Source organism: Pseudomonas frederiksbergensis, assembly GCF_001952935.1.
Lineage (GTDB): Bacteria > Pseudomonadota > Gammaproteobacteria > Pseudomonadales > Pseudomonadaceae > Aquipseudomonas > Aquipseudomonas frederiksbergensis.
Genome location: NZ_CP018319.1, coordinates 3,267,437 through 3,290,243, shown reverse-complemented (window position 1 = coordinate 3,290,243; position 22,807 = coordinate 3,267,437). Strand labels below are relative to the sequence as shown.

At 60.4% G+C, this 22,807-nt stretch carries 22 protein-coding genes; 8 read left to right on the top strand and 14 right to left on the bottom strand.

Annotated features, from left to right (window positions below):
- Positions 1-61: 61 nt before the first annotated feature.
- A complete protein-coding gene (gene quiC / locus PFAS1_RS15220; protein ID WP_076029660.1) occupies positions 62-1,963 on the bottom strand; it encodes a 3-dehydroshikimate dehydratase QuiC in 1,902 nt (633 codons plus the stop codon).
- Positions 1,964-2,350: 387 nt separating this feature from the next.
- Here quiC and PFAS1_RS15215 point away from each other — a divergent pair, with 387 nt between their 5' ends.
- A complete protein-coding gene (locus PFAS1_RS15215; RefSeq protein ID WP_232252136.1) occupies positions 2,351-3,652 on the top strand; it encodes an MFS transporter in 1,302 nt (433 codons plus the stop codon).
- 46 nt (positions 3,653-3,698) lie between these two features.
- On the opposite strand, the gene PFAS1_RS15210 is transcribed toward PFAS1_RS15215, so the two are convergent.
- Positions 3,699-4,577, bottom strand: coding sequence for a DMT family transporter (locus PFAS1_RS15210; protein ID WP_076029658.1), 879 nt, complete (start codon positions 4,575-4,577; stop codon positions 3,699-3,701).
- A 145-nt stretch (positions 4,578-4,722) separates the two neighbouring features.
- A complete protein-coding gene (locus PFAS1_RS15205; protein WP_074871110.1) occupies positions 4,723-5,499 on the bottom strand; it encodes an IclR family transcriptional regulator in 777 nt (258 codons plus the stop codon).
- A 289-nt stretch (positions 5,500-5,788) separates the two neighbouring features.
- Here PFAS1_RS15205 and ypfJ point away from each other — a divergent pair, with 289 nt between their 5' ends.
- Together ypfJ and PFAS1_RS15195 are read left to right on the top strand one after the other, a co-directional pair.
- The gene (ypfJ, locus tag PFAS1_RS15200; RefSeq protein ID WP_076029657.1) at positions 5,789-6,682 is read left to right on the top strand and encodes a KPN_02809 family neutral zinc metallopeptidase; all 894 of its coding nucleotides are present in this window, start codon (positions 5,789-5,791) and stop codon (positions 6,680-6,682) included.
- Positions 6,683-7,642, top strand: a complete 960-nt coding sequence (locus tag PFAS1_RS15195) for an alpha/beta hydrolase (protein ID WP_076029656.1) — start codon at positions 6,683-6,685, stop codon at positions 7,640-7,642. It begins immediately after the preceding gene.
- A gap of 122 nt (positions 7,643-7,764) precedes the next feature.
- Here PFAS1_RS15195 and PFAS1_RS15190 read toward each other — a convergent pair whose 3' ends face one another.
- The 3 genes from PFAS1_RS15190 to PFAS1_RS15180 all read right to left on the bottom strand — a co-directional run bounded on the left by PFAS1_RS15190 (position 7,765) and on the right by PFAS1_RS15180 (position 9,897).
- Positions 7,765-8,358, bottom strand: coding sequence for an HAD family hydrolase (locus PFAS1_RS15190; RefSeq protein ID WP_076029655.1), 594 nt, complete (start codon positions 8,356-8,358; stop codon positions 7,765-7,767).
- Positions 8,355-9,224 carry an acyl-CoA thioesterase II gene (gene tesB / locus PFAS1_RS15185; RefSeq protein WP_008149206.1) on the bottom strand — a complete coding sequence of 290 codons (870 nt, stop codon included), beginning with the start codon at positions 9,222-9,224 and terminating at the stop codon, positions 8,355-8,357. Before tesB ends, PFAS1_RS15190 begins: the two co-directional genes overlap by 4 nt.
- Positions 9,225-9,327: 103 nt before the next feature.
- Positions 9,328-9,897 (bottom strand): GNAT family N-acetyltransferase, encoded by a 570-nt coding sequence (locus PFAS1_RS15180; protein ID WP_076029654.1) that lies wholly within the window; start codon positions 9,895-9,897, stop codon positions 9,328-9,330.
- A gap of 74 nt (positions 9,898-9,971) precedes the next feature.
- Here PFAS1_RS15180 and PFAS1_RS15175 point away from each other — a divergent pair, with 74 nt between their 5' ends.
- Complete coding sequence (locus PFAS1_RS15175; protein WP_033054220.1) at positions 9,972-10,892, top strand: histone deacetylase family protein; 921 nt, start codon at positions 9,972-9,974, stop codon at positions 10,890-10,892.
- A 282-nt stretch (positions 10,893-11,174) separates the two neighbouring features.
- Positions 11,175-12,413, top strand: a complete 1,239-nt coding sequence (locus tag PFAS1_RS15170) for a TIGR03862 family flavoprotein (RefSeq protein WP_198044914.1) — start codon at positions 11,175-11,177, stop codon at positions 12,411-12,413.
- 116 nt (positions 12,414-12,529) lie between these two features.
- Here the strand turns inward: PFAS1_RS15170 and PFAS1_RS15165 are convergent, their stop codons facing one another.
- Both PFAS1_RS15165 and yedA read right to left on the bottom strand, forming a co-directional pair.
- Positions 12,530-13,864, bottom strand: coding sequence for a DEAD/DEAH box helicase (locus PFAS1_RS15165; protein ID WP_076029652.1), 1,335 nt, complete (start codon positions 13,862-13,864; stop codon positions 12,530-12,532).
- A gap of 52 nt (positions 13,865-13,916) precedes the next feature.
- A complete protein-coding gene (gene yedA, locus PFAS1_RS15160; RefSeq protein WP_074871126.1) occupies positions 13,917-14,843 on the bottom strand; it encodes a drug/metabolite exporter YedA in 927 nt (308 codons plus the stop codon).
- A 163-nt stretch (positions 14,844-15,006) separates the two neighbouring features.
- Here yedA and PFAS1_RS15155 point away from each other — a divergent pair, with 163 nt between their 5' ends.
- Complete coding sequence (locus tag PFAS1_RS15155; RefSeq protein WP_074871128.1) at positions 15,007-15,456, top strand: Lrp/AsnC family transcriptional regulator; 450 nt, start codon at positions 15,007-15,009, stop codon at positions 15,454-15,456.
- Between the two features lie 122 nt (positions 15,457-15,578).
- Here the strand turns inward: PFAS1_RS15155 and PFAS1_RS15150 are convergent, their stop codons facing one another.
- The 3 genes from PFAS1_RS15150 to PFAS1_RS15140 form a co-directional block, all read right to left on the bottom strand.
- Positions 15,579-16,190, bottom strand: coding sequence for a 3'-5' exonuclease (locus PFAS1_RS15150; RefSeq protein WP_074871130.1), 612 nt, complete (start codon positions 16,188-16,190; stop codon positions 15,579-15,581).
- A gap of 22 nt (positions 16,191-16,212) precedes the next feature.
- On the bottom strand, positions 16,213-16,692 hold the full coding sequence (locus PFAS1_RS15145) for a LabA-like NYN domain-containing protein (RefSeq protein WP_008149222.1): 480 nt from the start codon (positions 16,690-16,692) through the stop codon (positions 16,213-16,215).
- 211 nt (positions 16,693-16,903) lie between these two features.
- On the bottom strand, positions 16,904-17,659 hold the full coding sequence (locus PFAS1_RS15140) for a DUF2076 domain-containing protein (RefSeq protein ID WP_076029651.1): 756 nt from the start codon (positions 17,657-17,659) through the stop codon (positions 16,904-16,906).
- 178 nt (positions 17,660-17,837) lie between these two features.
- Here PFAS1_RS15140 and PFAS1_RS15135 point away from each other — a divergent pair, with 178 nt between their 5' ends.
- Both PFAS1_RS15135 and PFAS1_RS15130 read left to right on the top strand, forming a co-directional pair.
- Positions 17,838-18,512, top strand: a complete 675-nt coding sequence (locus tag PFAS1_RS15135; RefSeq protein WP_076031537.1) for a YciC family protein — start codon at positions 17,838-17,840, stop codon at positions 18,510-18,512.
- Between the two features lie 202 nt (positions 18,513-18,714).
- Positions 18,715-19,794, top strand: coding sequence for an endonuclease/exonuclease/phosphatase family protein (locus tag PFAS1_RS15130; RefSeq protein ID WP_076029650.1), 1,080 nt, complete (start codon positions 18,715-18,717; stop codon positions 19,792-19,794).
- A 140-nt stretch (positions 19,795-19,934) separates the two neighbouring features.
- Here PFAS1_RS15130 and PFAS1_RS15125 read toward each other — a convergent pair whose 3' ends face one another.
- From PFAS1_RS15125 to PFAS1_RS15115, 3 genes are read right to left on the bottom strand one after another with little or no spacing between them, the layout of a single operon-like run.
- Positions 19,935-20,771 carry an ABC transporter ATP-binding protein gene (locus PFAS1_RS15125; RefSeq protein ID WP_076029649.1) on the bottom strand — a complete coding sequence of 279 codons (837 nt, stop codon included), beginning with the start codon at positions 20,769-20,771 and terminating at the stop codon, positions 19,935-19,937.
- Positions 20,759-21,562: an ABC transporter permease gene (locus tag PFAS1_RS15120; protein WP_008149230.1), complete on the bottom strand. Its 804-nt coding sequence runs from the start codon at positions 21,560-21,562 to the stop codon at positions 20,759-20,761. Before PFAS1_RS15120 ends, PFAS1_RS15125 begins: the two co-directional genes overlap by 13 nt.
- A gap of 9 nt (positions 21,563-21,571) precedes the next feature.
- Complete coding sequence (locus PFAS1_RS15115) at positions 21,572-22,558, bottom strand: ABC transporter substrate-binding protein (protein WP_076029648.1); 987 nt, start codon at positions 22,556-22,558, stop codon at positions 21,572-21,574.
- Positions 22,559-22,807: the final 249 nt, after the last annotated feature.

Here is a 22,807-nt window from a genome sequence, read left to right as displayed (position 1 = left end):
GCCGCGCCGCCCAGTGAAGGAAGCCGCGCGGCAGCGGTTTGTGCCCGCGTTTACGATTTCCCTACAACTTGGCCTGGCGAACGGCACCGCTTCGAGACTTGGCCATGGCCGCCAGCCGCACCGCGACGTTGGCGGCGCCGTAACCTGCGTAACCGTTCTTGCGCTGGATGATCTCGAAGAAGAAGCGACCTTCAAACGGTTCGGTATACACATGGAACAGCTCGCCACCTTGGGCATCGCGGTCGTAGAGCACGTTGTAATAAGCCAGCTCGCTGAGGAACTCGTCGTCGAAATCGAACCGCGCGGCAAGGTCATCGTAGTAATTGAGCGGGATGTCCAGCAGCGGCACGCCCGCCTCCTTGGCCCGGCTGACTTCGGCAAAGATGTCGTCGCAATCGAAGGCGATGTGATGCACGCCGGAGCCACGATAACTCGACAGCGCGTGTGAGATAGCGGTGTTGCGGTTCTCGGAAATGTTCAGCGGCAAGCGGATCGAACTGTCCCGGCTGCGCAGCGCCCGACTCTTTACCAAGCCGTATGGGTCAGGCAGCACCACTTCATCATCGGCTTCGAAATCCAGCAGGCTTTTATAGAACAGCACCCAACTGTCGAGGCTGTCGGCCGGCAGCGCCATGGCCATGTGGTCGATGCGCTTGAGACCGCCGCTGGCCACCGCGGCAGGTTGCAGATTGAAATCGGTGCCGTAGACATCGGCGTCCTGGTCCACCAGATAAATCAGGCTGCCATCCGGTGCGCGCACAGCGGCGAGTTCCAGTTCATTGGGGCCGACCAGCCCGCGATACGGCTGGCCTTTATAAGCCACGGCCCGGGACAGCGCACTGGCGCTATCCTTGACCCGCACGGCGGTGGCACACAGCGAGGGGCCATGCGCCTCAAAAAAACTGTGGGCGAAGGAGTAAGGCTCGGAGTTGAGGATCAGGTTGATATCACCCTGACGCAGCAAGCTCACGCTCTTGGAACGATGCTGGCCGGCTTTGACGAAACCCAGCCGCTCCAGCCAATGAGACAGTTTGGCGCCAAGGCTTTCGTCCACGGCGAACTCAAGAAACTCGATGCCGTTGTACTCGCTGGCCTTGGGCGTCTCGAACAGAATGTCGACAGTCGCCGGTGACGTGGTTTCTTGCGCTATACGCTCGCGGGTTTTCTCCTCCAGGTACAGCAACGAGCGCAAACCATCGGCGGCATTGGCCCGTGGCGGTGCGGCGCGGAAGCCGTCGTTGAAGATCTCCAGCGACAACGGCCCGGTGTAACCGCTCTTGATGATCGGCGCGAGGAAACCCGGCAGATCGAATTCGCCCTGGCCCGGGAAACAGCGGAAATGCCGGCTCCACTCCAGCACGTCCATGGTCAGGATCGGCGCGTCGGCCATTTGCACGAAGAAAATCTTGTCGCCGGGGATTTCGGCAATCGCGCTCGGATCGCCCTTGAGCGACAGCGTGTGAAAACTGTCCAGCAACACGCCCAGGTTTGGGTGATCGGCCTGACGGACGATGTTCCACACCTGTTGATAAGTGTTTACATGGCGGCCCCAGGCCAGCGCTTCGTAGCCGATCCGCAAACCACGGGCACCGGCGCGTTCGGCCAGCAAGCGCAAATCGTCGATCAGAATCTGTTCGTCACCGATGGCGTCGGCCGAAGCGTTGCTGCACACCAGCACCAGGTCGGTGCCCAGTTCCTGCATCAGGTCGAACTTGCGCTCGGCCCGCTCCAGGTTGCGCGGCAGGCGGTCGCGGCGGCAGCCCTCGAAATCCCGGAAGGGTTGAAACAGCGTGATCGCGATCCCGAGATCGGCGCACATCTGTTTGATTTCCCGCGGGCTGCCGTCGTAGTAGAGAAGGTCATTCTCGAAAATCTCCACCCCGTCGAAACCGGCGGCGGCAATGGCTTCAAGTTTTTCCGGCAGGGTACCGCTCAAGGACACGGTGGCAATGGAACGCTGCATATTTCGACTCCCGGTGGTGGAGACAATCTTGTTATCGACATCGCACGCTTCGTGCAGGAGCACGGCTTGTCGGTGATGGCGATTTCGAGGACGCCATCGCCGGCAAGCCGTGCTCCTGCAGGAACCGCGTTTTAACTTGGGGGATTATTGGCCGGTGGAATCGACACAGCAATTTAAAGTGTACTACCCGGTTAGTTTTGCGTGCGATTATCGAACACAATGGCCCTGGGCGAATTGACGATTTTTCGTCCACTGCGCAACATCAACGCCACATTGGGTCCCGTCACCAACCACGGGCCCCGGTTACCCAAGACCCAGAACACCACATAAAAATAATCGGTGGCCTACATGACTCCTTCTCAAAGCTCTCCCGTGGAGCGTTCCTCCATGACTCCTGCCACTGGCGGCATCGGCGACAAGATCCGCGGCGCCATGGCGGTCGGCAAAACCCGTTGGGGCATGCTGGCGCTGGTGTTTTTCGCCACCACCCTGAACTACATCGACCGCGCCGCACTGGGCGTGATGCAGCCTATCCTTGCCAAGGAAATGAGCTGGACGGCGATGGACTATGCCAACATCAACTTCTGGTTCCAGGTCGGCTATGCCATCGGTTTCGTGCTGCAAGGCCGGTTGATCGATCGGGTCGGCGTCAAGCGCGTGTTCTTCTTCGCCGTGCTGCTCTGGAGCCTGGCCACCGGCGCTCATGGCCTGGCCACTTCGGCCGTCGGCTTCATGGTTTGCCGATTCATCCTCGGTCTGACGGAAGCCGCCAACTACCCGGCGTGCGTGAAGACCACACGGTTATGGTTCCCGGCCGGCGAACGCGCCGTGGCCACCGGCATCTTCAACGCCGGGACCAACGTCGGTGCGATGTTCACCCCCATGTTGTTGCCACTGATCCTGCATGTCTGGGGCTGGCAGGCCGCGTTCCTGTGCATGGCGTCGCTGGGCGGGATCTGGTTGCTGTTCTGGGGCTTGAAGTACTACAACCCGGAAGATCATCCGAGCGTTAAACAATCGGAACTGGACTACATCCAGAAGGAAGTCGAACCGGAACAATCCCGCGTGCCGTTCACCAAAATCCTGCGCATGCGTGGCACCTGGGCCTTCGCCCTGGCTTATGCGATCACCGCGCCGGTGTTCTGGTTCTACCTCTACTGGCTGCCGCCGTTCCTCAATCAGCAATACAACCTGGGGATCAACGTGACCCAGATGGGTATCCCGCTGATCATCATTTACCTCACTGCCGATTTCGGCAGCGTCGGCGGCGGGATCCTGTCCTCGTTCCTGATCGGCCGCGGTGTCAACCCGATCAAGGCGCGATTGGTGTCCATGTTCCTGTTCGCCTGCTGCATCGTCGGCGTGATCATGGCGGCGGGTTCGAGCAGTCTGTGGGTCGCCGTGGCCGCCATCTCCCTGGCCATCGGTGCGCACCAGGCCTGGACCGCGAACATCTGGAGCCTGGTGATGGACTACACGCCTAAACACATGATGAGTACGGTGTTCGGCTTCGGTGGCATGTGCGCGGCCATCGGCGGGATGTTCATGACCCAGTTGGTCGGCCACATTCTGACGATCACCAACAACAACTACACCGTGCTGTTCACCATGATTCCGGCGATGTACTTCATCGCGCTGATCTGGATGTACTTCATGGCACCGCGCAAGATTCCTACCGTCACCCCGTAAATCCCCTCCTCCCGGCAGGCCTGATTCCAGGCCTGCCCTGCGGCTCTCACCGACGACTCTGCTGCCAGGCTGCAGCCAACCCGCTGCAACAAATCACCGCGATCCCGACCACGGTGGTCAGGGTCGGCGTGTGGGAAAACAGCAACCAGCCCAGCAACCCGGCAAAGACAATCTGGCAATAACCGAACGGCGCCAACAACGCCGGGGCTGCATGGCGGAAGGCTTGCGTCAGAAACAAGTGAGCCGTCATCCCGCAGGCGCCCAGCGCCACCATCATGAATCCATGGCCCAGGCTGGGGACTTGCCAGAAGAATGGCACCAGCGCGCTCATCACCAGGGTGTTGCACAGCCCGGCGAAGAAGTTGCTGGTGGTCGGGCTGTCGATTTCACTGAGCTTGCGGGTGAGCAACTGATAGAAGCAGAAAAACAGCGCCGAGCAGAGCGGCAGCAACACCGCCGGGGTAAAGAGATCTCCGCCGGGGTGGACGATGATCAACACGCCGATGAAGCCGCAAATCACCGCAATCCACTGGCCACGCGTGACGTGCTCGCGCAGCAATGGCACCGACAGCGCCGTCACCAGAACCGGCGCAAGAAAATTGACCGCCGTGGCTTCGGCCAAAGGGATGTACTGCAAACCGGTGGTGAAAAACAGACTGGTGCCCAACAGGCACAACGCCCGCAACAGCTGAAGTAACGGCCGTTTGGTGCGTAGGACACCCAACCCGGATTGCGGCAGGAAAATCCCGGCCATGAGTAAGGTGTGAACCAGATAACGGGCCCAGACCACCATGACGATCGGGTAGAAGCCTGAAAGGTATTTCGACAAGGCGTCGTGACTGGAAAACAGGAAGGTCGCAACGACGATCAGCACAATCCCTTTGAAGGGTTGGTTTACGCCTGAGAGCGGAGTGCTGACGGTCATTCAGTATCCCTTGTGTTGTGCATCAACTATTTAAAAGCATCCCTTACCGGAAAGACGAACCCGAATAATTTAGAACCTTGTTCCAGATTCCTACACAGGCAAACCAAAAAAGTGTGCGAACAGCGCACGGTTTCTGTAGGAGCGATCAGTTGAACAACTCCGAGGCCAGACTGGCCGCCGACAGCTCATCGGCGAATTTCAACAACAGTGGCGCCAACTCATGCAATCGCGCCCCCGGCATCCGCGCGCTGGGCCCGGCGATGCTCAGCACACCGATGACTCGACCATCACTGGGATGTCGCACTACCGCAGCTATCGCCGAAGTGCCCACTGCCGAACTTTCCTCGACCCAGGCATAACCCTGCTCCCGCGCCAGGCGCAGGCGTTCCAGCAATTCGATGTTGGAACGCGGAGCATTTGGCCCGAGGTCCTTTGGCCGCTCGACACCCTGTCGTTCGACCAGGGACAGCGCCTCGGCATCGCTCATGCACGCCAGCCACGCATGCCCGGACGCGGTGTAAAACAAGGGCGCATCACGGCCCATGTCCGGGTCGTAGCGCAGTCCGGAACGGGCGCCCTGGGATTTGGCGATCCAGATCTGCCGCTCACCTTCAATCACCCCAAGACGCACCAGCTCGCCGGTTTCCTGGGCGAGGCGATCAAGCACCGGCTGCACAATATCGGCGCCGCTGCCCGACAGGTAACGGAAACCCATCGCCACCAGTTTGGTCGACAGGTGATACCGCAAATTCTCCGGATTCTGTCGCACATAACCCAGCCGGATCAGCTCGGCGAGCAACCGGTGAGTCGCGCTTTTGGGAATATCCAGCTGCTCCGCCAGCTTCTGCATCGGCAGGCCACGAGGGTCACTGGTGAGACTTTCAAGCACGCTGAAAACACGTTCGATCTGACTGCCTGCCATTGAGAGGTTCCACACAAATTTTGTCCGATTCTAGAAGACAACCGACCGTATGCGAAATCTGGAACCCACTGTCCGAAAACGAAGCAGGCGGTCGCCTGCTCGATAAAAACCGGTCGCCCGAAGGAATTAGATGGGTTGTCTGTGTTCAATACGAGTCTGGAAGACTCCCGGCCACCCACCACAGGTTGCCGGGACGGCTGCTGTGCGCAACAAAAGATGGACGACCGGACTGGCGCCGCTCCCACTCAGCAGCAACACTCATCCCCACGGACAATCAGAGGATTCCCACATGCTATGGAAAAAAGGCCGACGCAGCGACAACGTGGTCGATGCCCGTGGAGATGATGTCGGCAGTGGCGGTGGCGGAATGCGCTTCGGTGGCGGCAAGGGCCTGAGCCTGACGGCGATTATCCTGATCGTCGGGATCGGCTGGATGACCGGACAGGACCCGCTGCAAATCCTCGGGCAATTGACCGGACAGATGAGCGAGCAATCGGCACCGGCCCCGACTCAAACCCGCAAGGCGCCACCGGCCACTGATGAAGGAGCCGAGTTCGTGCGCTCGATCCTCGGCGATACCGAAGACACCTGGGGTCAGATATTCCAGCAGGCCGGGCGTCAATATAAGGACCCGACCCTGGTGCTGTTCAGCGGCCGGGTCAACTCGGCCTGCGGTCTGGCCAGTTCGGCGACCGGTCCGTTCTATTGCCCGGCGGACCAGAAGGTCTACCTGGACATGAGTTTCTTCCAGGAAATGTCCCAACGCTTTTCCGCCGCTGGCGACTTCGCTCAGGCCTACGTGATCGCTCACGAAATCGGACACCACGTGCAAACGCTGCTCGGTGTATCGGCGAAAATTCAGACCGCCCGCCAACAGGGACGGCAGATGGAAGGCGACGGCGGTTTGCTGGTGCGCCAGGAACTTCAGGCCGATTGCCTGGCCGGAGTCTGGGCCAACAATGCGCAGAAACGGCTGAACTGGCTGGAACCCGGTGACATCGAAGAAGCCTTGAACGCCGCCAATGCCATCGGCGATGACCGCTTGCAACAGCAAGGTCAGGGGCGTGTGGTGCCGGACTCGTTTACTCATGGTACGTCGGCGCAAAGGGTGCGCTGGTTCAAAACCGGATTCGCACAAGGCCAGGTCGGCGAGTGCGATACCTTTGCAGCGAAAAACCTATAAATGAACAAGTGGCTGTTAGCTCTACTGATCACCTGCGCAAGCGCCCAGGCTGCCGAGCATGCGGTCAAAGAGGTCAGCTCCGGGCGCCTGCTTTTGACTTCAGGTGAAATCGCGGTGGGCATCGGCCCGGCGCCGGCGAAAATCGAACGCGTGCTGATCGTCATCCATGGTCGATTGCGCGATGCCGATACCTATCGCCAGAGCGCCGTGCGCGCGGCCGAACAGGCCGGGCAAACCGCGAACACCTTGGTGATCGCCCCGCAATTTCTCAATGAAGCCGACGTCGCGGCCCATCCCGTGGCGGATAGCGTATTGCGCTGGCAGGGCAATGACTGGATGGCGGGCGGTTTATCCACCGCACCGTTTGCCATGAGTTCCTACGCGGCGCTCGACGAAATCATTGGCCGAATCGGCGATCGAAAACAGTTTCCGGATGTGAAGCAAATTGTCATCGCCGGTCACTCCGGCGGCGCTCAGGTGGTGCAGCGATACGCGTTGCTGGGCCACGACCAGCCAGCGCTCAAGGCGGCCGACATACAGGTGCGTTACGTCATTGCCAACCCGTCGTCTTATGCGTACTTCGATGAACGACGACCAGTGGCGTTCAACCACGCCGGTTGCCCGAATTTCAATCGCTGGAAATATGGGCTGGCGAATTTACCCGCCTATGCCGAAGGGCAAACGGCCAAGCAGTTGAAGGAAATCTATGTCAAACGTGATGTCGTTTATCTAATCGGACAGCAGGATAACGACCCTAAGCAGCCGGCGCTGGATAAAAGCTGTGAAGCCCAAGCTCAGGGAGCCAATCGATTGGCTCGCGGGCGCAATTATTTTGCTCACCTGAAGCGGCTGCAACCTCAAGGATTGAATCAGCAACTGATTGAAGTGCCCGGGGTCGGGCATGACGGGGATGGGATGTTCAACTCGCCGCAGGGGCGCAAGGCGTTGTTCAGTCAGTGAGTTTTTGTGGTGGCTGAACCGAAGCCATCGCGAGCAGGCTCGCTCCCACAGGTTTTGTGTTGGACAAAGTATTGTGATCAACACAGAACCTTGTGGGAGCGAGCCTGCTCGCGATTAAGCCCTCAAGCCGACAACATTTCCCGCAACGCCACGCAATCCGCCGCATGCCAATCCGCCAACTCCGGCCAGGGATTATCCGGCAGGTTCACCAACACCGTCCGCGCCCCTGCCGCCCGACCGCAATCCAGATCAAAGCGGTAATCACCGACCATCACCAGCTCGCTGGCCGGGACATTCCAGGCCTGGGCCAACTTCAACAAACCGCCGGGATGCGGTTTTGGCGGTGCTTCATCGCGGCCCAGTACATCCTCCGCCGCGAAGCAGTCAGCCAAGCCGATCGCCTCTAGCGTGACATGCGCCAGTTCGCGCGCATTGCGCGTGAGAATGCCCAGGCGATAACCGCGCCCGGCCAGCTCGCGCACCAGTTCTACCGCGCCCGGTGCCGCTTTCGAACCCAGTGCCAGGTCGCGTTCATGTTCCAGCAACCACGCATGTTTGGCGGCGGCCTCATCGGCCGGCAGCGCGGCGAGGTGGGTCAGGATGTCGTCATCGGCAGGAATCGCCAACGCCACGCGGATCGCCGCGAAGTCATGCACGGCCACCGTCAGGGTGCCGTCCATGTCGAACACCCAGTGCCGCACCTCGGCCAGGCTCATGCCCAATCCTTGCGGTGGCGAATCAGGCCTTCCTGAGTGACCGACGCCACCAGTTGCCCGGCACGATTGAACACGCTGCCACGGGAGAAACCGCGGGAGTTGCCCGCCCAAGGGCTGTCCATCGCATACAGCAACCAATCATCGGCACGTAGATCCTGATGGAACCACAGCGCGTGATCGAGGCTGGCGACCTGCATGTCTTTCTGCCAGACCGATTTGCCATGGGGCTGCATCGAGGTGGTCAGCAACCCGAAATCCGAAGCGTAGGCCAGCAGGTATTTATGCAGCGCCGGGGAGTCGGCCAAGGCACCGTCGGCGCGAAACCAGACGTACTTGATCGGATCGGACGGCTGCGGGTTGTAGGGATCTTTCTCGGTGATCGGGCGAAACTCGATCGGCTTCGGGCACAGGAATTTTTCGCGCATGTGCTCAGGGATCAGGTGCGCGCGCTGCTGAGTGAGTTCCAGCTCCGAGGGCAGGTTTTCCGGGCCGACCACAACCGGCATCTCGGCCTGGTGCTGGAAGCCTTCTTCGTCGTACTGGAACGACGCACTGCAAGTGAAAATCGGGTTGCCCTTCTGGATCGCCGTCACCCGGCGCGTGCTGAAACTGCCGCCATCGCGCACCCGGTCAACCTGATAAACCACAGGCAACGCGGAATCGCCGGGGCGCAGGAAATAACCGTGCATCGAATGCACATGACGCGCTTCTTCGACCGTCTGACTGGCCGCCGACAGGGATTGGCCGATCACCTGACCGCCGAACAGCTGACGAAAACCCAGGTCCTGGCTGCGGCCACGGAACAGGTTTTCTTCGATCGGTTCCAGGGTCAGCAGGTCAACCAGATCATCCAACACTTGGCTCATTCAGACTCTCCTCACACAACGCATGCCGCGCAGTCTTGGCTGCGACGGTCGATTCAATTTCTGGCCAGGGCCCACGGCAGCCATTGTAAACGTCCGTGTCGGCTTAGCCATGCAAGGTTTGCAGCCATTGTTCACGGGTGATGCGGTACAACGCATGGTGACGCAGGGGATGATCGGCCGCGAGCATCGGGTGCTCGAAATCACCGGCTGAATCATGATGCATGCCGATGGCCTGCATGACTTTCTGCGACGGCATGTTGGTTTCGGTGGTGAAGGACACCACTTCTTTCAGCGCCAACCGATCAAACCCGCAGCGCAGAGCGGTCCACGCCGCTTCACTGGCGTAACCAAGGCCCCAGTGCTCGCGAGCCAGGCGCCAGCCGATTTCGGTGGCCGGGGCAAAGCGCGCGTCGAAGCCAACCACGGCGAGCCCGGTAAAACCGATAAATGCCCCGGTGTCCTTGCGCTCCAGCGCCCAGAAACCGAAGCCATGTTCGGCAAAATGGCCACGAATCCGTCCGATCAGCGAGGCACTTTCCAGTCGACTCAAAGGCGCCGGAAAATAACGCATCACCTGTGGATCGGCGCACATCGCCGCAAACTCCGGCAAATCCTCATCGCTCCACTGCCGTAACAGCAGTCGCGCGCTCTCGAGTTCCAGTATCGGTTCCATCGTGCTCCCCCGTTCCCATGCCACAAGTCTACAACGCTGGTAGGATCCGTCCTTCATTCCTACGTTAATTCGTCATGCCCCTGCCCCTGATCTACCACGAAGACTACAGCCCCGAGTTCCCGGCGGATCACCGCTTCCCCATGGACAAGTTTCGCCTGCTGCGCGATCACCTGGTGGACAGCGGACTGACTCGCGACGCCGACCTGCTGCGCCCCGACCTCTGCCCGCCAGAGATTCTCGCGCTCGCACATGACCCTGCGTATATCGAACGCTACATGGGCGGCGAGTTGTCCCGTGAAGACCAGCGACGCCTCGGCCTGCCGTGGAGCGAAGCCCTGGCCCGGCGCACGGTGCGGGCGGTTGGCGGCTCGCTGCTGGCGGCCGAGCAGGCGCTGGAGCATGGTTTGGCCTGTCATCTGGCTGGCGGCACCCATCACGCGCATTACGACCATCCTGCCGGGTTCTGCATCTTCAATGACCTGGCGGTGATCAGCCATTTCCTGCTGGAAAGCGGCCGTGTGAATCGGGTGCTGATCTTCGACTGCGATGTGCATCAGGGCGACGGGACTGCACGGATCCTGCACAACACCCCCGAAGCGGTGACCGTTTCCCTGCACTGCGAGAAGAACTTTCCTGCGCGCAAAGCCGAAAGTGACTGGGACATTCCACTGCCCAAGGGCATGGGCGATGCCGATTACCTGAAGGTGGTGGACGATGCGCTGAATTATTTGCTGCCGCTCTACCAACCTGACCTGGTGTTGTACGACGCCGGCGTCGATGTGCACAAGGATGACGCACTCGGTTATCTAAAGCTGACAGACGAAGGCGTCGCCGCCCGCGATGAAAGCGTGATGCGCCATTGCCTGGGCCGGGATATCCCGGTGGTCGGGGTGATCGGCGGCGGCTACAGCAAGGACCGCAAGGCGTTGGCGCGCCGTCATGGAATCCTGCATCACAGTGCGCAACGGGTCTGGCAGTCATCAGGTTGTCATTGAGGTCTGGGTCTTTACCCACAATGCCTGTGGAACTGCCTGTGGATAACCTGAGTGAAAGGGCCTACAGGCTATGTGCTGTGTAGCCTACAGAACACTGGTTGTTTTTTGATCACTATCTTATAAACACAACAGAACCCATGTGGGAGTGAGCCTGCTCGCGATAGCGGAGGCACATCCAGTAATTGAAGTGACGGTCAGATCGCTATCGCGAGCAGGCTCACTCCCACAGGGAATGGTGCTGGTAGAATGCGCGGCTTATTCCGCCAAGCCGCAGCTCTCGCCATGACCCAATCCGCCGCCCTCTCCCCTCACGTCGCCATCATCGGCGGCGGCCCCGCCGGTTTGATGGCCGCCGAAGTGCTGAGCCAGGCCGGGGTCAAGGTTGACCTGTACGACGGCATGCCGTCAGTAGGGCGAAAATTCCTCCTGGCCGGCGTCGGCGGCATGAACATCACCCATTCCGAAGCCTACCCGGCATTTCTCTCACGCTACGCCGAACGCGCGCCGCAGATTGCGCCACTGCTGCGTGGCTTCGGTGCCGATGCGCTGTGCCAATGGATTCATGACCTGGGCATCGAAACCTTTGTCGGCAGCTCCGGGCGAGTCTTTCCTACAGACATGAAAGCCGCCCCCCTATTGCGCGCCTGGCTCAAACGCCTGCGAGACAGCGGCGTCGTTATCCATACCCGCCACCGCTGGCTCGGCTGGGATGACAGCGGTGGATTGCGCATCGCCAGCCCTGAAGGCGAAAAAACCGTCAAACCTGACGCCACCTTGCTGGCCCTCGGTGGCGGTAGCTGGTCGCGGCTGGGCTCGGACGGCGCCTGGATGCTGGCGCTGGAACAACACGGCGTAGGACTCGCGCCGCTGCAACCGAGTAATTGCGGCTTCGAGGTGCAGGCCTGGAGCGAGTTGATGGTCAGCAAATTCGCCGGCGCCCCGCTGAAAAACATCGCCATTGGCCTCAATGACGACGTGCCGCGGCTCGGGGAGTGTGTGATTACAGCAACCGGGATCGAAGGCAGTTTGATCTACGCCTTGTCCGCGCCAATCCGCGAAGCCATCAATCAGCACGGCTCGGCAACCATTCACCTGGACCTGTTGCCGGGCAAGCCTGTGGATAAAGTACAGTCTGCGCTGTGCAAACCGCGTGGTTCACGCTCAATGTCCAAGCACCTGCACAGTCAGCTCGGCATTGATGGCGTGAAAGCGGCGTTGCTGCGCGAACTGACGCCAGCCGAACACTTCGCCGATCCGGCGCTGCTGGCCAAAGCGATCAAGGCGTTACCACTGATTCTGGTGAAAACCCGCCCACTGGACGAGGCCATCAGCACTGCCGGTGGCGTGCTGTTCGAAGCAATGGATGAGCGTTTGATGCTCAAGCAACTGCCCGGCGTGTTCTGCGCAGGAGAAATGCTGGATTGGGAAGCGCCGACCGGCGGCTATCTGCTGACCGCGTGTTTCGCCAGTGGGCGAGCGGCGGGGTTGGGGATGGTGGAGTGGTTGAAGCACAAGGCTTGAAACCGAGTTGACCCCTTCGCGAGCAAGCCCGCTCCCACACTGGATCTGTGTCGTGCACAAATCCCTTGTGGGAGCGGGCTTGCTCGCGAAGGCGGCCTAACAGACGCCGCGTGTATTCAAGGCTTCTTCTTACGCGGCCCGGTATTAAACACCGGCACCTTGCGCACAGGTTTGATCGAAGGCTCCGGCGCCGACGCATCCCCACTCTCGACCCACTTACCCAGATTGCGTTTACCGCCACCGGAGGTCTTCGGCTTCTTCGGTTTTTTCGGCTTCTTGACGACCTGACCGCTGGCATCGGTATCCGGCACCCGGTGCTCAGGCTCGAAGTCATGCTCCATCTGGCGAGGCAATGTCTGACGGGTCAACGTCTCGATGGCCGACAGCAGATTCACTTCATCAGCGCAGACCAGCGAAATCGCCTGCCCGGTTGCACCCGCGCGACCGGTACGGCCGATCCGGTGGATGTAGTCCTCCGCCACGATCGGCAGGTCGAAGTTGACCACCAATGGCAAATCTTCGATATCCAGACCACGGGCTGCAACGTCGGTGGCCACCAGAATCTGCACTTCACTGGCCTTGAAACGGTCCAGTGCGCGCTGACGGGTTGCCTGAGGTTTGTCGCCGTGGATGCCGTCGGCATTGACGCCCAGGCCCTGGAGTTTTTCCACCAGCGCGTCCACGCCATTGCGGGTCTTGGCGAACACCAGCACCTGCTTCCACTTGCCCTTGCGCAGCAAGTGGATGAACAGCTCCGGCTTGCGCTTCTTGTCCACCGTCACCACCCATTGCTTGACGGTGCTGGCAGCCACGTTGCGCGGGCTGACTTCGATGCTCAACGGATCGTTGAGCATTTGTCCGGCCAGCAAACGGATCGCGTCGGAGAATGTCGCGGAGAACAACAGCGTCTGACGTTGCTTGGGCAGCACGCGGTAGATATTCCCCAGTTCCTCGGAGAAACCCAGATCAAGCATGCGATCGGCTTCGTCCAGGATCAGGGTTTGCAGCTGATTGAACTTGAGGGCCTTCTGGCGATACAGGTCAAGCAAACGACCCGGCGTCGCCACCAGCACGTCAACACCCTTGCGCAGCTTCATCATTTGCGGGTTGATGCTGACGCCGCCGTACACCGCGTAAGTGCTCAACGGCAGATTCTCGGCGTACTGACGCACGGCTTCGTGAACCTGTTCGGCCAATTCGCGGGTCGGCACCAGGATCAGTGCGCGCACCGAGTTGGACGCCACTTTCGGCCCTTCCATGGCCAGTAATTGCAGGAGCGGCAGCGCGAAGCCGGCGGTCTTTCCAGTCCCGGTCTGGGCGGCGGCCATCAGGTCGCGACCGGCCAGCACCGCCGGAATGGCTTGCGCCTGAACCGGCGTCGGGGTCTGGTAGCCGAGCGTCTCGAGAGAGCGCAGCAAGGGTTCGATCAGGCCAAGGGAGGCGAAAGTCATGGGATTACCGTAGGAAAATTCAGCGCGGGTGTGCAATGGCGCGCAGTTTACCCTAATTCACACTCGATTCTGTCTGCACCACGGCCGCAGGTCTTTCCGGCGCCCGGCGCCACTGCGGCAAACCGATCAACACCACGGCGCTGATGATCACCAACATGGCCAGCGCTTCTTCTATCCCGATGGTCTCGCCGACAAACACGATCCCCAGCAACACCGCCACCGCTGGGTTGACGTAGGCATAACTGGTGGCCGCCGCCGGACGCACGTTTTTCAACAGATACATATAAGCGTTGAAAGCGATGATCGAGCCGAAGAAGGTCAGGTAGGCCAGGGCCGCCCAGCCTTCGATCGGGGGCATGGCTTGCAGATGCTCACCGCTTACCGCACTGCCGATCAGCAGCGCTACACCGCCGACCAGCATTTCCACGGCACTGGCCATCGCGCCTTGGGGCAGCGGTAAGTGTTTGCTCCACACCGAACCGAAGGCCCAGGACGCTGCGGCGAATATCAGCAAGGCGGCACCCAACGGGCTCGATTGCAAGTTGGAACCGAGATTGAGCATGGCAATGCCGATCAGCCCGAGCGCAATCCCGGCCCATTCGAGACGGGTATTACGCGCGCCCCAGAAATATCCGCAGAGCAAGGTAAACAGCGGCACCGTCGCCACCGCCAACGCAGCCACACCCGAGGCCACGCCCGTGTGCTCGGCCACGCTCACCGCGCCGTTACCGAAACTCAGCAGCAAAATCCCGATGATCCCGGCGGCTTTCCACTGTGGCCAGGTCGGTGCCGGCGCCCCGCGCCAGCGCAGGAACGCGTACATCAGCGTCCCGGCGATCACGAAGCGGATACCGGCGAGCAGCAGCGGCGGCCAGTACTCCACACCGATGCGAATCACCAGGTAAGTCGACCCCCAAATCACGTACAACGCGAAAAAGGCAGCGATCAACGGTAAGGGAAAACGACGTAAGCCAGGCATGGGGCAGCTCGTAGGCAAGACAAGTGAGCAGCTATTCTAGAAAGGCCAGTCGCTTAAAATAAGTTACAAAACCTGTTTATAGCGCCGGTACACTTTTCAAAACACGGAGTTCATCGCTATAAACCGTGTTTTCGAAAGTCAGCCATTTTTCAGGAATCCGACGATGGACAAATACGACCGCATGCTCCTCAGCGCCCTGTTGGAAAACGGTCGTGCGTCCTACGCCGACCTGGCGCGCAAAGTGAACCTGTCCGCCCCCGCCGTGGCCGAGCGCGTGGCCAAACTGGAAGCTTGCGGGGTGATCACCGGTTACCAGGCGAAAGTCGACATGGCCAAGCTTGGCTTGCCGATCCAGTGCGTGATCGAACTGCGCCTGAACCAACACGGTAATCAGAAGGCCTACGACGACCTGATCAAAATCCCACAACTGACCGAATGCCACCGGGTGACGGGTGATCCCTGCGTGATCATGCAAGCGGCGGTGGGTTCGATGCCGGAGTTGGAAGAGCTGATCAACCGGATCGCCAAGTTCGGGTTCAGCAAGACGTCGATTGTGTTGTCGAGCGCGATAGAGAAGCGCGTGCCGCTGGGGCAGTTGGAAGGAAAACCCTGATCAGATCGTTCCCACGCTCTGCGTGGGAATGCCTCAATGGACGCTCTGCGTCCGCTTTGGGACGCGGAGCGTCCCGGGCTGCATTCCCACGCGGAGCGTGGGAACGATCAGTGGTGGTGAATTTAGAACCCGCGATGGCGCTTGAGATGCTCATTGATCTTCGCCGCCGGCACTTTTTGCAAGCTCACCAGCAGATCATGTGACAACTCGCGCAACCCGTGTTTCTGCCGCAGTTCCTGGGCCAGATACGCCGTCAGGTTGGCCGCCATTTCAGCATCGGCCATCGCCCGGTGAGCCTTGCCGGTGTGAGGCAGGCTGGCGAACGTGGTGAGGGTGCCGAGTTTGTGGTTCGGCGCGGCGGGCATCAAACGGCGGGCGAGGAGCAGCGAGCAGGCAAAGTTCTGCAAGCGTGTGCGTTTGATTCGCCCCAGCTCAAAGTCCCAGAACTTCTGGTCGAACGCGGCGTTGTGCGCCAGCAGCGGTGTGATCCCGACGAATTCGTTGACTTCGTTCATCACCTGCTCCGCCGATGGCGCGGTGCGCAGCATGGCGTTGCTGATGCCGGTGAGTTGTTCAATGAAGGCCGGGACGCGCACGCCGGCATTCATCAGGCTTTGGTAACGCTCGACGATGCGCCCCTGTTCAAGGATCACCACGGCAATTTCCGTGGCCCGGCAGCTGCTGCTCGGGGAGATCCCGGTGGTTTCAAAGTCGATGACTGCTATGCGTTCCAAACCTGTTTCAACTCCGTAAAAATCAATTCTTGAGCAGCAACGCGCCTTCGATCGGCACGTAGCGGCTGGCGGCGCGGATCAGCGAGTTGGCCGTCAGGCCCGGCACGCCGTAGGCCACGGCTTGCACACCGTGCTTGGTGATGATGCGCTCCAGCAGCATGTCGAAATCACCGTCACCGGAGGCCAGCACCACTTCGTCGACATGATCGGCGGCGTCCATGATGTCGAGGGTGATGCCAACGTCCCAGTCGCCTTTGGCCGAGCCATCGCTGCGCTGGATGTAGGGCTTGAGCTTCACGACGAAACCGAGGTTGCGCAGGATCTGCTGGAATTGCTGCTGTTTGCTGTCGCCACGATCGATGGCGTAGGCGTAGGCCTCGACGATCTCGCCCTGTTTGCTGATATCAGCCCACAGCGCGGCATAGTTGAAATGGCAACCATAGGCCTGACGCACGGTGTAATAGAGGTTCTGGACATCGGCGAACACTGCGATTTTTTTCACCGGTCATCCTCGTTGGCGCGCCGCAGCGCAGGCAGGATCAGGCACCAGGCCCGAAAAGTTGCCCAGTATGCCAGCCTGAAGGATTGTTCCGCGAATAATCGGCCGTGTGGCGAGGGAGCTTGCTCCCGCTGGACTGCGTAGCAGGCCCTTAGGTTCTAAAGCAAGGGGCGCTTCGCACCCCAGCGGGAGCAAGCTCCCTCGCCACAGTGAATCAGACGAAGGAATCGTCGTCGCCGCCGAAGAACGATGAGCTGTCATCGCTGTAGTCGGCGTCGGTGAAGCCGCCCTGATCACTGGAGTTGTCAGCCACGCGCTGATCCTCGCCCGAGCCGTTGTCACCGCTCTGATCGTTGACCTGAGCCGGTTCTTCCTTGGTGACCTCAGCCACTTCCGGCTGCTGGTTCTGATGGAACAGGCTGCTGATGCCTTGCGCCAGCATCACGCCACCGGCCACACCGGCGGCGGTTTTCAGCGCACCACCGAGGAAACCACTGCCGGCAGGCTGTTGCTGGGCGTAATTCTGCCGAGGCGGTGCCGCACCGAAATTCTGTTGTGGCGGCTGCGAGTTGAACGACGGCCGCGCCGGTTCACGCCAGCCGCCACCACTCGATGCGGGTGGGCTTTGGGTGGGTGCTGGCTGCGGATCACGGGAACCGCCACCGAAGATGCTCGACAAGAAGCCACCGCTGCTCGGAGCTGCAGCCGCCGGCTGCGCCTTGGCCGATTGCAGTTCGGCCTGCAATTGCTCGACTTGCCGGGCGAGCTGTTTGTTCTGTTCGTCGAGGCTTTTGAGAGCCGCCTCTTGCACCAGAATCGCCTGGGTCATGAAATAGCCTGCCGCGGGCTGGCGAGTCAGGTGTTCCTTGATCCGCGCCTCGGCCTGGGCGTCGCGCGGGGCTGAGTCCGTTTCGGCCTGTTGCAGCCGGGAAAACAGTCCATCGATCAGGGTTTGTTCTTCGCTGTTCATGGCGACCTCGTAGATTGCCGGGAAAATCGTCGCCCTTTTCCACTGTGGAAAAGGTGCTCATCCGTAATGGAGGCTGATAAAGGATGTTTCAATGGTCTTTACCGAACGTTTACGTTTGCGCCTCAAAGCGCTTCATCGGTTAAAGTGGGCCACTGCTTCCAACCTGCGATACCGACTGATGAATTCGTTCGATGTACTGCGTGACTCACTGTATTTCTTCAAGCGCAATCTGGGCCAGATCGTGCGGCTGTGCCTGCCGCTGGTGATCTTCGAGGCGCTGCTGCAACAAGTGGTCGATCACTCCACCGAGCCGGACAGCTTTCCCGGTATCAGCGTGATGGTCGGCTTGCTGGTTTATCCGCTGTACACCGGCGCACTGATCCTGTTCCTCGATGCCCGCAGCCGTGGCGAGTCGCCGCGCATTCGCGACCTGCTGTCGAGGTCCGCCTACTTATGGCCGCGTTTTGCCGTGCTGACGGCGCTCAATACGCTGCTGATCCTGATCGGCCTGTCGCTGTATTTCCTGCCGGGCATCTGGCTGATGGTGACCCTCGCGTTTGGCGAGTATTTGCTGGTGCTGCGCGGCATGGCACCGCTGGCGGCGATGAAGGAAAGCCTGCGCCTGACCCGCGGCAACTTTCTGCGCATTCTGGTGTGCATTCTCTGCGTAATGGGCCCGTTGTGGGTGCTCAAGGGCGCGACCCTGGCGGTTTATCCAGAACCGCAGAACGCGGTGATTTCCCTGCTGATCGACAGCGCCCACAGCTTCCTGCAACTGTTCGTCAGCGTGGTGCTGTTTCGCTTGTACATGTTGATCGACGAGGTGCCAGAAAAGATTGATCGACCTCTTTAAAGAACAACGTGCCCCTTGTAGCACTGCCTGTTTTGACCTGGGACATGGAGGACTGTGGCGAGGGGATTCATCCCCTCGCCACAGGGCCGCGGCTACAGGGGTGTGTTTTGGCTAATTGTTGGGAGGGCCGTTTCGCCCTTGGGATTAAACCCGACGCTCGGTTATGCTCGGGGTCAACTTTTGTAACGCTATAAGCCGAGCCATGACCCGTCTGCTGCGCTACACCCTGCTGGGCCTGTTGATCGCGACCGGCCTGATGGCCTTGCTGATCTACAACCTGACCTGGCGCCCCGAAGCCAAGGAAGCCTTGCCGGTCAGTTGCAACGCCCAGGCTCCGACGCTGGTGCCCGGTCAGGCGCTGAAGGTGATGACCTGGAACGTCCAGTACCTGGCGGGAAAACGCTACGTGTTCTGGAATGACCTGGCGGCCGGCAATGACGAAAAACCCACGCCCGAAGACATGGCCTTCAGCCTCGATGAAGTGGCGCGGGTGATCCGTGACGAGCAACCGGACGTCGTGCTGTTGCAGGAGCTCGATGAAGGCGCCAAGGCCAGCGATTACCAAAACCAGTTCAAGCTGCTTCAGGAACGAGTCGCGGACCTGTATCCATGCAGCGCCCACGCCTTCGACTGGAAAGCCGATTTCGTGCCTGAGCCGCACATTTTCGGCAGCGTCGGCCGGCAGTTGGTCACCCTCAGCCGCTACCAGATAAAACAGGCCGAACGCCTGCAATTACCGGTCGCACCGGCCAATTTCATCAGCCGTCAGTTCAAACCGAAAAATGCCTTGCTGGTCACGTATCTGCCCTTGAGCGACGGTGGTCAGCTAGCGGTGCTCAATACTCATCTGGACCACGTTCTCCCGCCAGACGAAACACTGCAGTCCCAGGTGTCGGCCATCGTCAAAGTCCTCGACAAGCTCGAAAGCCGGAGCACGCCGTGGTTGATCGGTGGCGACTTCAACCTGTTGCCGTTGGGGCAATATCGACGTCTGCCCGACGAGCAACGCACGCCCTACTCCGCCGACAGTGCGCTGCATGTGCTGTGGGACAAATACCCGATGATCCCGACCAACAACGAAGCCAGCGGCATCGACCGGGCGCGGTGGTTGACCCATTACCCGAATGATCCGGGCTTGAATGGCCCGGACCGGACTGTCGACTACCTGTTCTACAGTCCGCGGATCAAACGGGTCGAGGCAACGGTGAGGCAGGACGATACCTTGCGGATTTCCGATCATTTGCCAGTAATTGCCCGGTTCCTCTTGCCAGCGGCGCCCTAACCTCGGATCAATGCAAAACCTGTGGGAGCGGGCTTGCTCGCGAAGGCGATTTATCATTCAACATTGATGTCGGCTGACCCACCGCTTTCGCGAGCAAGTCGAATCGTCGCACCGCCGCTCCCACAGGGATTTGTGCACGGTCAATGCGCCTCCTCCAGCTCATCGTGCAATAGCCCGAAGATCTTGCGCTTCATGTCAATAAACGAGCGTTCCATGACCATGTCCAGCGTCCGTGGGCGTTCGATCGGCACGTCCAGAATCTGCTTGATCCGACCCGGCCGAGCGCCCATCACGTAGACCCGATCACCCAGCAGAATCGCCTCGTCGATATCGTGAGTCACGAACAACACGGTCTTCTTGCTGTTGCCCCAGACCCGCAACAACAGCTGCTGCATTTGCAGGCGCGTCTGGCTGTCGAGCGCACCAAAGGGCTCGTCCATGAGCAGGATTTGCGGGTCGTTGGCCAGCGCCCGAGCAATCGCCACGCGCTGCATCATGCCGCCGGACAGTTGCTTGGCGTAGTTGTCGGCAAACCCGGACAGGCCCACTTCGTTGACGTAGTAATCGACGATCTCCTTGCGCTGGGCGGCGGCCATGCCGCGACGCTTGAGGCCGAACTCGACGTTCTGCCGCACCGTCAGCCACGGGAACAGCGTATAGCTCTGGAACACCATGCCGCGATCCGCACCCGGCCCCTGAACTTGCTGGCCACCGACGTAGATCTCGCCTTCCGTGGGCTCATTCAAACCCGCCGTGAGGTACAGCAGACTCGACTTGCCGCAGCCCGAAGGCCCCACCAGCACGGCGAATTGCTGGTCCGGCACTTCGAACGACACCTGATCCAGCGCGGTGAACACGCCACCGTCGGGCTTTTGATAGCGAAGGCTGACCTTGTCCACTTGCAGCCGTGGTGCGGCGTGCACCGGGGCGGGTTGTGGCGTGATGAAACGAGGGTTGACGGCGCTTACTGAGCCCATGCGGCGATCCTCAGACGAAGGAAACGGAACAGTTGATCGGTGACCAGGCCCAGCAGGCCGATGATCGCGATTGCCAGGAAAATCACATCCACTTGAAAGCCGCGCATGGCTTTAAGGCTCAAGTAGCCCAGACCGCTGGAAGCCGCGACCAGCTCGGCAACCACCAGGTAAGTCCAGGCCCAGCCCATGGTCACGCGCAAGGTGTCGAGCACACCCGGCAACGACGCTGGGGCGATCACATGCAGCACCGCATCGCGGCGGTTCGAACCCAAGGTGTAGGACGCGTTGATCAGGTCCTTGGAGATGCCTTTGGACACGTCCGCGATCATCACCAGTTGTTGGAAAAACACGCCGAAGATGATCACCGAAACCCGCTGCTCCAGACCGATGCCGATCCACAGGATGAACAGCGGCACGAACGAAGTGACCGGCAGGTAGCGGATGAAATTGACCATCGGCTCAAGGAACGCCTGGACGATACGGAAGCTGCCCATCAGCAACCCCAGCGGCACCGCCACCAGCGACGACACGATGAAGCCGACCATCACCACTTCGAGGCTGGCCCACACATGCAGACCGAGCGTGCCGTCGCGACTCAGGCGCACGGCGGCCTCGACCACCGCGCCCGGTGTCGGCAGGAACATGCCCGGCACCACGCCGCCGTAAGACAACCCGGCCCACAGGCCGACCAACAACACCCAGGCCAGACCGCTCGCGCTCCAGATCACCGACACCGGCAAACCGGTCTTGGGCGTGATGCAGCGGCTCAGCCATGAATTGCGCTTGAACATGCGAACCTCCTAGAGCGGGCTGACGAAACGGTTGTCGATCAGGTCGTCATGGCTGACGTTGTAGGGTTTGCCCTGCAATTCGCTAGCGGTCTCGTTGGCCAGTTTGATCAGCAGTTCGCTGTCGCCCGGTTTGCCCGGCGAGCCGAGGAGTTTCTCGCTCATGGCCTGATCGTAGAAGCGCACGCCCTGTGCGGCAGCGGCCAGCTCCTTGGGATCGGCGAGGTAACCGCCGACGCCTTTGGCCATGATTTTGTAGGCTTCTTGCGGATGGTCCTTGGTGTACTGCACGGCCTTGTACAGACCGGCCACCAACGCCTTGACGTCTTCCGGCTGCTTTTCAATGACCGTGCAGTTGAGCGCGACCACGTCGACAATCACTCCCGGCGTACTGCTGCTGTCGATCAGCACTTTGCCTTTTTGCTTATTGCGGACCATCGACAGATGCGGTTCCCAGGTCACGGCGGCGGGCACGCGACCGGCGATGAACGCGGTGGCTGCATCGTCAGCCGTCATGTTCTGCACGGTGATGTCGCTCATTTTCATGCCGTGTTTTTTCAGCAGGTACGACAGCCAGAACTGCGAAGTCGAACCTTCGTTCACCGCCACGGCCTTGCCTTTCAGCTCCTGCAAACTCTTGACGTCCTTGCCGACCAAAACACCGTCGCCACCATGGCTGTCATCCAGTGCAGCCACAGCCTTGAAGCAGAATTGCGGGCGGTACTTGAGCACTTCGTCGATGGTCGACGCCGAGCCCGACAACTCGCCCGAGGCTTGCGCGGCCATGTACATCGAAGCCTCTTCGACGACGGGCAATTCGACGGTCAAACCGTTTTCCTTGAAGTAGCCCAGGTCCTGAGCCAGGTAGAGCGTGCCGTATCCGACCCACGTGGTGTGGCCGATAGAGAGGGTGCCGGCCTGGGCGCTGGTAGCGACCGTCGCGGCGATGGCGGTGACCGCCAGTGGATGAGTGATGCAGTTCAGCAAGGACTTGATCATGGAGCACTCCCAAAGCTGTTGATTTAGTTTTGTCATGGGCAGTACGGCCAGCGGCCTTGGAGAAGTGCTGCCACCTGCGGTCTCTGGTGGACCTTTCGGTGAACAGCGTTTGGCTGACTGGCGAGGTCGATGTTGGCCCAAGGCCGGGAGAAGGAAAATCAGGAAATATGTCGTTGGGAGTGATGAAAAAACTGGGTAGCGTGCGCCGTAAAAGGGCGCTGTGGGCGGGGATGCCCGAGGCGGGTGCAA